Source organism: Dielma fastidiosa, from assembly GCF_000313565.1.
Classification (GTDB): Bacteria; Bacillota_I; Bacilli_A; order Erysipelotrichales; family Erysipelotrichaceae; genus Dielma; species Dielma fastidiosa.
The window spans coordinates 46,867-55,036 of record NZ_HE578932.1; the positions used below are offsets into that span (position 1 = coordinate 46,867).

At 41.7% G+C, this 8,170-nt stretch carries 6 protein-coding genes; 4 read left to right on the top strand and 2 right to left on the bottom strand.

Translation table 11 applies throughout. The features are described from left to right. Together DAHG_RS16730 and DAHG_RS16735 are read right to left on the bottom strand one after the other, a co-directional pair. A complete protein-coding gene (locus tag DAHG_RS16730) occupies positions 1-1,230 on the bottom strand; it encodes a PTS sugar transporter subunit IIC (RefSeq protein WP_022939496.1) in 1,230 nt (409 codons plus the stop codon). Then, positions 1,223-1,555, bottom strand: coding sequence for a PTS sugar transporter subunit IIB (locus DAHG_RS16735; protein WP_022939497.1), 333 nt, complete (start codon positions 1,553-1,555; stop codon positions 1,223-1,225). The genes DAHG_RS16730 and DAHG_RS16735 overlap by 8 nt, the downstream gene beginning before the upstream one ends. A gap of 203 nt (positions 1,556-1,758) precedes the next feature. On the opposite strand from DAHG_RS16735, the gene DAHG_RS16740 reads away from it, so the two are divergent. From DAHG_RS16740 to DAHG_RS16755, 4 genes are all read left to right on the top strand, one after another. Next, entirely contained in the window at positions 1,759-3,639 is a 1,881-nt protein-coding gene (locus DAHG_RS16740; RefSeq protein WP_022939498.1) for a BglG family transcription antiterminator, read from the top strand. 206 nt (positions 3,640-3,845) lie between these two features. Further along, positions 3,846-4,397, top strand: coding sequence for a manganese efflux pump MntP (locus DAHG_RS16745; RefSeq protein WP_022939499.1), 552 nt, complete (start codon positions 3,846-3,848; stop codon positions 4,395-4,397). A gap of 81 nt (positions 4,398-4,478) precedes the next feature. Beyond that, positions 4,479-7,004 (top strand): FAD-dependent oxidoreductase, encoded by a 2,526-nt coding sequence (locus tag DAHG_RS16750; RefSeq protein WP_022939500.1) that lies wholly within the window; start codon positions 4,479-4,481, stop codon positions 7,002-7,004. 41 nt (positions 7,005-7,045) lie between these two features. Beyond that, entirely contained in the window at positions 7,046-7,885 is an 840-nt protein-coding gene (locus DAHG_RS16755; protein WP_022939501.1) for a MerR family transcriptional regulator, read from the top strand. Positions 7,886-8,170 lie beyond the last annotated feature (285 nt).

The following is an 8,170-nucleotide window of genomic DNA, read 5'->3' on the forward strand; positions in this document are numbered from 1 at the left end:
CTATTCCCCCATTTCTTCTTTTAATGTCTTCGTTTCATGGGCTTTAAAGAAAGGCCACCAGATCAGCCATGAAACAATAAATAATACAGCTACTAACAGAATAACACGGAAATCACCATGTGTCGCTAAGAATGAGCAAAGCGGGAAAGGCAGCTGATTAACATTCATCACCGCATGCGGTATTGTTACCCAGCCACTGCTGAAAGCAATCCAAGCGATGGTTGGAATTACCAGTCCATTGATCCACATTGGAATCATCAGGATTGGGTTTAAGGCAATCGGCGCGCCGTATACTAATGGCTCATTGATATTAAATAAAGATGGTATCATGGAAATCTGACCGAATTTACGAATCCGTTTGCTCTTTGAGCGCAGCATCATGATATTGAGCGCCAAGGTCATACCCATACCGCCGATAAAGATTACCGAGAACGTAACATTAGCCGTATAAATATTAGTTGGTGCCAGACCGGCTTCAAAAGCTAAAGCGTTGGCAGTAATACCGGCTAAGCCAATCGGTGAGGTGATAGGATTCATAAACCAGCTGTTGATGCCGAAAGAATAGAAGAAAACCGGAATAAAAATACAGAGAATAAAGCCCGGATATGTTTGACCAATTTCAATCAGCGGCGAGAATAAAGCAGTAATCAGGGCAAATAAATCAATGTTGCACCAGTAAATTAAAATTGTTGTTAAGACCAAAACGATAATGCCTGGAATTACTTGATTCAGCCAGCGTACAAGGAAATCCGGCAAGGTTTCTGAATCTTCAAATAAATGCAGTTTAAAATATAGATTGCTGATCACAATTGTGACAATGCCAGAGAAAAACGCTGAAATCATGCCTGAACCGCCAAATCGTCCAAAGCTTACCGTAAATTGGAAGTTTTCAATCGTTGGCTTAATAACCATAAAGAACATCATCAAGGCAATTAAGCCAGTGGATACGCCATATTCCTTAAAGCCATATTCCTTAGCACCATGATAACCGACTAAGAAGACAAGGGTCAGTGACAGAATGCCAAAGCTGAAATTATAAACCGGTGACAGATCTGGCAGAAACGAAACATAACCGGCAAACAAATTATAAATAGAGATTAATGAGCCTAATAATAGAATTGGTACATTGGCCATTAAGGCACCGGATAAGGTACGAATGATTTTCTTATCCATCGCTTTCGCAACCTTAGGGGCAAAGCTGGTTCCCAGCCAGTTAATAAATTTATCCATTTTGCGTCTCCTTTTCTTTTAGTGTCTCAATGCATAATTGAAGCAGGCCTTCACCGTCAAGTCCCGCATACATATCTTTAGGAATAATCGTTACGGGTACATTATAGCGGTCACAGCTCTTTTTTAAATCATCATAGGCATAAGCCAGATGCGGCCCAATCAATAAAATATCAATATTTGGCAAATCATCTTCAATATTATTTTGACTTTTAGCTTCAACCCGTGCCATGATCCCTTGTTTCTTGGCAGCAATTCTTGTCTGTTGGGCTAAAAAGCCGCTGGACATCCCGGCACCGCAGCAAAGCAGTATGTTCATTTTTTCCATATGTAAATCCTCCTCGGTTGGAATTTTTGTGAAATCGATTTCTACGCTGTCATTATGACAAGTTTTCATTAATGCTTCAACTGATATTCTTACCATTCATGGTGAAAATGCTTGTTTTTTCACCGGCTTAGTGAAATTGTGTGTTTGATAATTATCAGCGGTTTCGTTACAATGAATATAGCATAGGGAAAAGGAAGGATAGAATGAAAAAAAATCATGAGCTGCTGCTGAATGTTTTAAGAAAGCAGAATAAACCCATATCTTCCACAAAACTGGCTGAACTTCTGTCTGTATCATCACGTTCAGTTAAAAATTATGTCAATGAGATCAACGCGGAGCATCCGAATACGATTTTGGCATGCAAACAGGGGTATACGTTTAATTCGCAGGCGGCTTTCACCGCCGGCAAGGATTTGGTGCCGCAGACTTATGCTGAACGTTCTTCTTATATCATAAAAGAATTCTTTGTTCATCACCGCACTCAGCTAGATCTTTATGAGTTATGTGATATTCTGTATCTTAGTTATTCTTCGATTAAAAGTCTCTTACAGAAAATGAATAAGGAATATGAACCAAACAAGATTCGTTTCCAATGCCGCAATGATCAGCTTTATGTTACCGGCAGTGAACGCGATAAGCGCCGGTTCTTAACCAGCATTATCTATAAAGAAGCCACAGGTAATTTGGTGGATATCTCAGTGCTTAAAGAAATGTTTCCCGCTATTGATGTGATGTATATCAATGAGCTGCTGCATACTTGTTTTAAAAAGGAAAACTGTTACATCAATGATTTTGGTTATATGAATCTGAATCTGCATATTACCGTGATGCTGAATAGTATTTTAAATCAGTCTAAGACGGTTAGTTCAAGCGCCGATAAAAAGCTTGAAAATCCTTTGGCAGCAACGATTATTCACCAGCTTCAGCAGCATTTTCATGTTGTTTTTCAAAATAATGAAATTGAGGAAATGGCTTCAATGATTATGATGAATATACATATGTGTCAGATTAACTCACCCAAGGAGATTCAAAAGAGTGTCGGTGATGCCGTTTATCAGCTAAGCAAAGAATTGATTGCCGCCTTGAATCAGCAATATCATCTGCGGATTCAGGAACAGACGCTGCTGCTGCCGCTGGCGCTGCATCTGAAAAATCTGCTGGCCCGCGTCAATCAAAATACTACGCTACATAATCCGCTGCTGGATACGATTCAAAGCGCCTGCCCGATTTTGTTTGACTGCGCGCTCTATGCCGCTGATTTTCTTTATCAGCATTGTCATATCCAGATTTCTAAGGATGAGGTTGCCTATCTGGCGATGCATATCGGTGCGGATGTAGAGCGGCAGGATCAGGACGTTCATAAATTAAAATGTGTGCTGCTTTGTCCTGATTATCAGCAAAATCAATCATTTATTTATAACTATCTGCTGATTCATTTTGATTCGCAGATCAGCATCGTGCAGTGTGTCTCCTTTCTTCATGAAATTAATGATCAGACTTATGATCTGTTATTTACTACCATACCGATTCAAGACAGCCATCCGATCATTCAGCTTTCCCCCTTTACCAACAGCATTGATATCCGTGATGTCTTTAACCGCATTGAAGAAATCATCGAAAAGCGTAAGTTAGCGGTGCTGCATCAGGAATTTGACCATTTCTTTTCACCGCAGCTTTTCTATCATGAGGAAAATGAAGAGAGTGATAAATTTAAAGTTATTCATATTCTGCATCAAAAACTGTTGAATCAGGGTCATGTCAACGCGGATTTCTATCATGATGTAATCCGCCGTGATGAAGCGGCAACGACGGCTTTTGGCAAGATTGCCATTCCGCATTCAATGAAAATGAATGCCAATCATACAAGAATTGCGGTGGCGGTATCACGGACGGGTATAAAATGGGATCAGCATTTAGTTCATATTGTCCTGCTGATTGCGATTAACGAAAAGGAATCATATTTATTTAAAGAGCTATATGAAGCGCTGATTAACTTCTGTACGCAGGATAATATTATGACGCTGCTGAAAGAGGCCGCGGCTTTTGAGGATTTCAGAGATATAATTCTGCGTTTTACTCAATGATGCGCATGAATGTATTTTAATATTGACAAGCCATAAGGTTTACGTTAAGATTAACTCATACTTCATGAGGGAGTAATTTGCACAGTGATGTGTGACATGTCAACATAATGACACAAGGTGTCTGGCTTGTCTTAATGAATGAGACTCATGTACAGTTTTTTTAGACTGTGCGTGAGTTTTTTGTTTTTATCGGGAGGAAATTGATTATGGGAATTATAGAAATACTGATGATTGGTATTGGTTTAAGCATGGACGCCTTTGCGGTATCTTTAAGCAACGGACTGGTATGTCCAATCAGCGCGAATCAGAAGCTGAAAATAATGCCGCTGTTTTTTGGTGTGTTTCAGGCAGTGATGCCGTTGTTTGGCTTTTTTGCCGGTAATTTGTTTGCGGAGGTAATTGACCGCTATTCAGGAATTGTTATTTTGATTATTCTTGGCTTTATCGGCGGCAAAATGATGGCTGACGGCATCAAGGAAATGCGTGATCCAGAGGTAGAGAGCTGTACGATCTTTACATATAAGACATTAGTTATGCAAAGTATCGCAACCAGCATCGATGCCTTTGCGGTAGGTGTCAGCTTTGTCGGTGCAGGCGTTGATATCTTGTCAGCGGTTTGTATCATTGGTATAACCACGACAATCTTAAGCTATGCGGCTTTATTTCTCGGCCGCCGCTTTGGTTCCATGCTGGGCAGCCGGGCGCAGATTTTCGGCGGTTTGATTTTAGTATGCCTAGGTATTAAGGCGCTGTTTTGATTGTTGTTAATATATGGGCAAATCATGTGCATACTAAGCCTGAGTATGATATTTTAATACCGATGTTAAGAGAGGTACACGATGAAAACTTTAGAACTGAAAAAGGGTTTTACCTGGACGGGTATTTTGGATAAAGAGTTAAAAGTATTTGATATCATTATGGAAACGGAGTTTGGTACTTCATATAATTCCTATATCCTAAAAACATCAGATAAAACTGTGCTGTTTGAAACAGCTAAGGAAAAATTTTTTGATGAGTATTTGGCAGAATTGAAGCAGATTACCGATATTGAGGATATTGATACAATTGTTGTCAATCATACGGAGCCTGATCATGCGGGCAGCGTCGGTCGTCTGCTTGAGTTAAATCCAAATATTAAGATTGTCGGTACTGCCTGCGCGCTGAATTTTCTAAAGGAAATCATTAATCGTGATTTTAATAAGCAGGCGGTTAAGGAAAATGATGAAATAAAAATTGGCGATAAGACACTTCGTTTTATGCCTTTGCCGAATCTGCATTGGCCGGATACAATGTATACTTATATCGTAGAAGATAAGACACTGGTAACGTGTGATTCTTTTGGCGCGCATTATGCTTTTGATGGGATTCTGCTTAGCCGTTTAGCGGATCAGGCAGGATATCAGCGGGCTTTGAAATATTATTTTGACAATATTCTCGGTCCGTTTAAGCCTTTTATGGTTAAGGCCTTAAACCGCATTCAGGATCTTGAGGTGGAGCTGATTTGTACAGGACACGGACCGGTGATCGACTGCGGTATTGATGAATTGATGAAACAGTATCGCGAGTGGTCTGAAGGCTGTGAACCAAATGCGAAAAAAACGGTAGTCATGCCTTATGTGAGCGCTTATGGATATACCGGTTTGGTGGCTGAAGCAATCGCTGAGGGGCTGCGAACTGCCGGTGATATTAATGTGCTGCTGTATGATATGGTAGAGGCTGATGCCGACGAGGTATTAAAAGAGATTGAAAAGGCAGACGGTTTGCTTTTTGGTTCGCCGACAATTCTTCAGGACGCATTAAAACCAATCTGGGATTTAACAACGGCGATTCATGCGCCGACGCACGGCGGTAAATTAGCGAGCGCATTTGGCAGCTATGCATGGAGCGGTGAGGCAGTCAATAATCTGACTGAGCGGCTGAAACAGCTTAAGATGAAGGTTGTTGATGGTTATCGTGTGAAGCTGCGGCCAAGCGCGGCTGAGCTTGAGGGGGCTGTGGCATATGGTCATGATTTTGGCTGTCTGCTGCTGGATAAGCCAAAGGTAAAGCCGGCATCAAAACCTAAATTGGTGAAATGTCTGATCTGCGGTGAGGTTTTTGAAGAGGGAACTGAAATCTGTCCGGTCTGCGGTGTCGGCAAGGAGAATTTTGTGCCTTATGAAGATACGGCCAGTGAATTTCATAAAGACAGCAATGAGTTATTCTTAATCATCGGTAATGGCGCGGCAGGCTTAAATGCGGCAGCCGCAATCAGAGAACGCAATCAAAGCGCATCGGTTGTTTTATTGGGTGATGAAAAATCATTGCCGTATAACCGGCCGATGCTGACGAAGACACTGCTGGCGGATTTTGAACCGTCACAGCTGTTGATTCATGATGAGGCATGGTATCAGGAAAAGAATATTCTGAACCTGACTGATCTGCATGCGGCAAAGCTGCTGATTGATGAAAAGGAAGTCGTATTAAGCAATGGTGATCATTTGCGTTATGATAAATTAATTCTGGCAACTGGTGCTGAATGCTTCATTCCGCCGATTGCGGGCGCTGATCAGGAGGGCGTATTGGCGCTGCGCCGGATTGAAGATGTGCATAAGCTGAATCAAAGGCTGCCGAAGGTAAAACAGGCAGTAGTGATCGGCGGCGGTGTATTGGGTCTTGAAGCGGCTTGGGAATTAAGCCGTCATGCTTCTGTGACGGTGCTGGAGCTGGCGCCGCAGCTGATGGGCCGTCAGTTGGATGTTGCGGCTAGTTCGATGCTTGAGGAAAGCATACGGTTGGCCGGTATCAATACACAGACAAATGTTTCTATTCAGGCGATTGAAGGCAATCAGGGTCAGGTAAGTGGCGTACGCTTAGCGGACGGCACTTTCTATCCGGCAGAGCTGGTCTTGATTTCCTGCGGTATCAAAGCAAATACATCACTGGCTATCGAGGCCGGTATTGAATGCGGCAGGGCCATTAAGGTTGATGAGCATTGCTCTACATCAGCGGCAGATATCTATGCGGCAGGAGATTGCGCGGAGTTTAAGGGCATCAATTACGGCAACTGGGAACAGGCACTGTCAATGGGTAAAACCGCCGGTGCCAATGCGGCTGGTGAGGCAGTGAGCTATTCGCTGATTTCTCCTGGCTTATCGTTCCAGGGAATGAATACAGCGCTGTATGCTTATGGCGACAACGGCAAACAAAAGGATCAGACTTATCGTTCGGTACTGATGCGCGATGATGAGCATCATACGCTTGAATCACTGTATTTTAAGAATAATGAACTGTGCGGTTTTATCCTGCTGGGGGATGTTTCAAAAATGACTGTCTTATTGAACGCGGTAAATGAAAAACAAACCTTTGCGGAAATGTTTAAATAATAAACCGCAGTGAAACAAATTGAACTAAGGGAGAAAGCACGATGGATAAAGGAGAGTATCTTACAGTCAGTCAAATGGCTAAGCTGCACCACATCTCACGTCAGACACTGATTTATTATGATCATATCGGCTTGTTTCGGCCGCAGATAACGGATGATAAGGGTTATCGTTATTACAGCTATCTGCAGGTTAATGTTTTAAAAGAAATCTTATTTTTGAAGAAGCTGAATCTGCCTTTAGAGGTAATCAGTAAAATTGTTAAGGATCAAGACCCTCAGGAGGCTGTCGGAATTTTAAAGGATCAGCGTAAAATCATCGATGCTGAAATTGAAAAATTGATTCGAACCCGCAAATATGTTGATGAAAGACTGCTGCTGTATGATACGATTGATTTTAATCAGCCTGTTGATGAGCCGTATTTTCGCCATGTAGACGAACGCTCATTCTTAGCACTGCCTTTTGAAGAGGATATTTGCGGCAATGAGGATGAGCTTCAGGTCAGGTTTATGGCGGCTGTTGATGAAGTGGGCAGTTATGATCTTGTGCCTTCTTTGGGTTTTGGTGTCATCATCCCCAAACAGGCGCTGCAAACTGATTTAAAAGCCTCTTCGGTCTTTGTATTTGTACCGGAAGGTTCGCCGATCATCAAGCACTCACCCTTGGTTCATACATTGCCGGCCGCTGAATGCTGCTGCATGTATTATTATGGCCGGCCGAGTCATCATCAAAATCAGCTGCGTTCACTGCTGGCTTATATTGATGAAAAAGGCTATGCGGCAGCCAATGATGCGTTGGATATCTGCTTGCTTGATCATGTGAAATATCAGGGGCAAAAGGATGTTGATTTCTGCAGTCTGCAAATTCCAGTTCAAAGAAAATAATGAGATAAAAAAGCGAACTTAACGGTTCGTTTTTTATATTATAGGAAATTTCATTTTCAAGCATCAAAGGTTTAATATCTCATCATGAAAAGGTATCTAAAAAATAATAAAAACAGATGAAATCATCGTGTGAATATGGTATACTATAAGTAATAAAAAACATATATTTAATCATTAAATTCAACCTAAGCATCACCTAGTTTCCTTTGTATCAATCGAATCTCAGTGGATGCTTTTTTGTTCAAGGGGAGGGGAACATCAATGAAGTGTTTATCGTATTCAAAT

Excerpts from the sequence above, each read along its gene's own strand:
- DAHG_RS16750 (WP_022939500.1), top strand. The coding sequence starts at position 4,479 with ATGAAAACTTTAGAACTGAAAAAGGGTTTTACCTGGACGGGTATTTTG.
- DAHG_RS16735 (WP_022939497.1), bottom strand. The coding sequence starts at position 1,555 with ATGGAAAAAATGAACATACTGCTTTGCTGCGGTGCCGGGATGTCCAGC.
- DAHG_RS16730 (WP_022939496.1), bottom strand. The coding sequence starts at position 1,230 with ATGGATAAATTTATTAACTGGCTGGGAACCAGCTTTGCCCCTAAGGTT.
- DAHG_RS16745 (WP_022939499.1), top strand. The coding sequence starts at position 3,846 with ATGGGAATTATAGAAATACTGATGATTGGTATTGGTTTAAGCATGGAC.
- DAHG_RS16755 (WP_022939501.1), top strand. The coding sequence starts at position 7,046 with ATGGATAAAGGAGAGTATCTTACAGTCAGTCAAATGGCTAAGCTGCAC.
- DAHG_RS16740 (WP_022939498.1), top strand. The coding sequence starts at position 1,759 with ATGAAAAAAAATCATGAGCTGCTGCTGAATGTTTTAAGAAAGCAGAAT.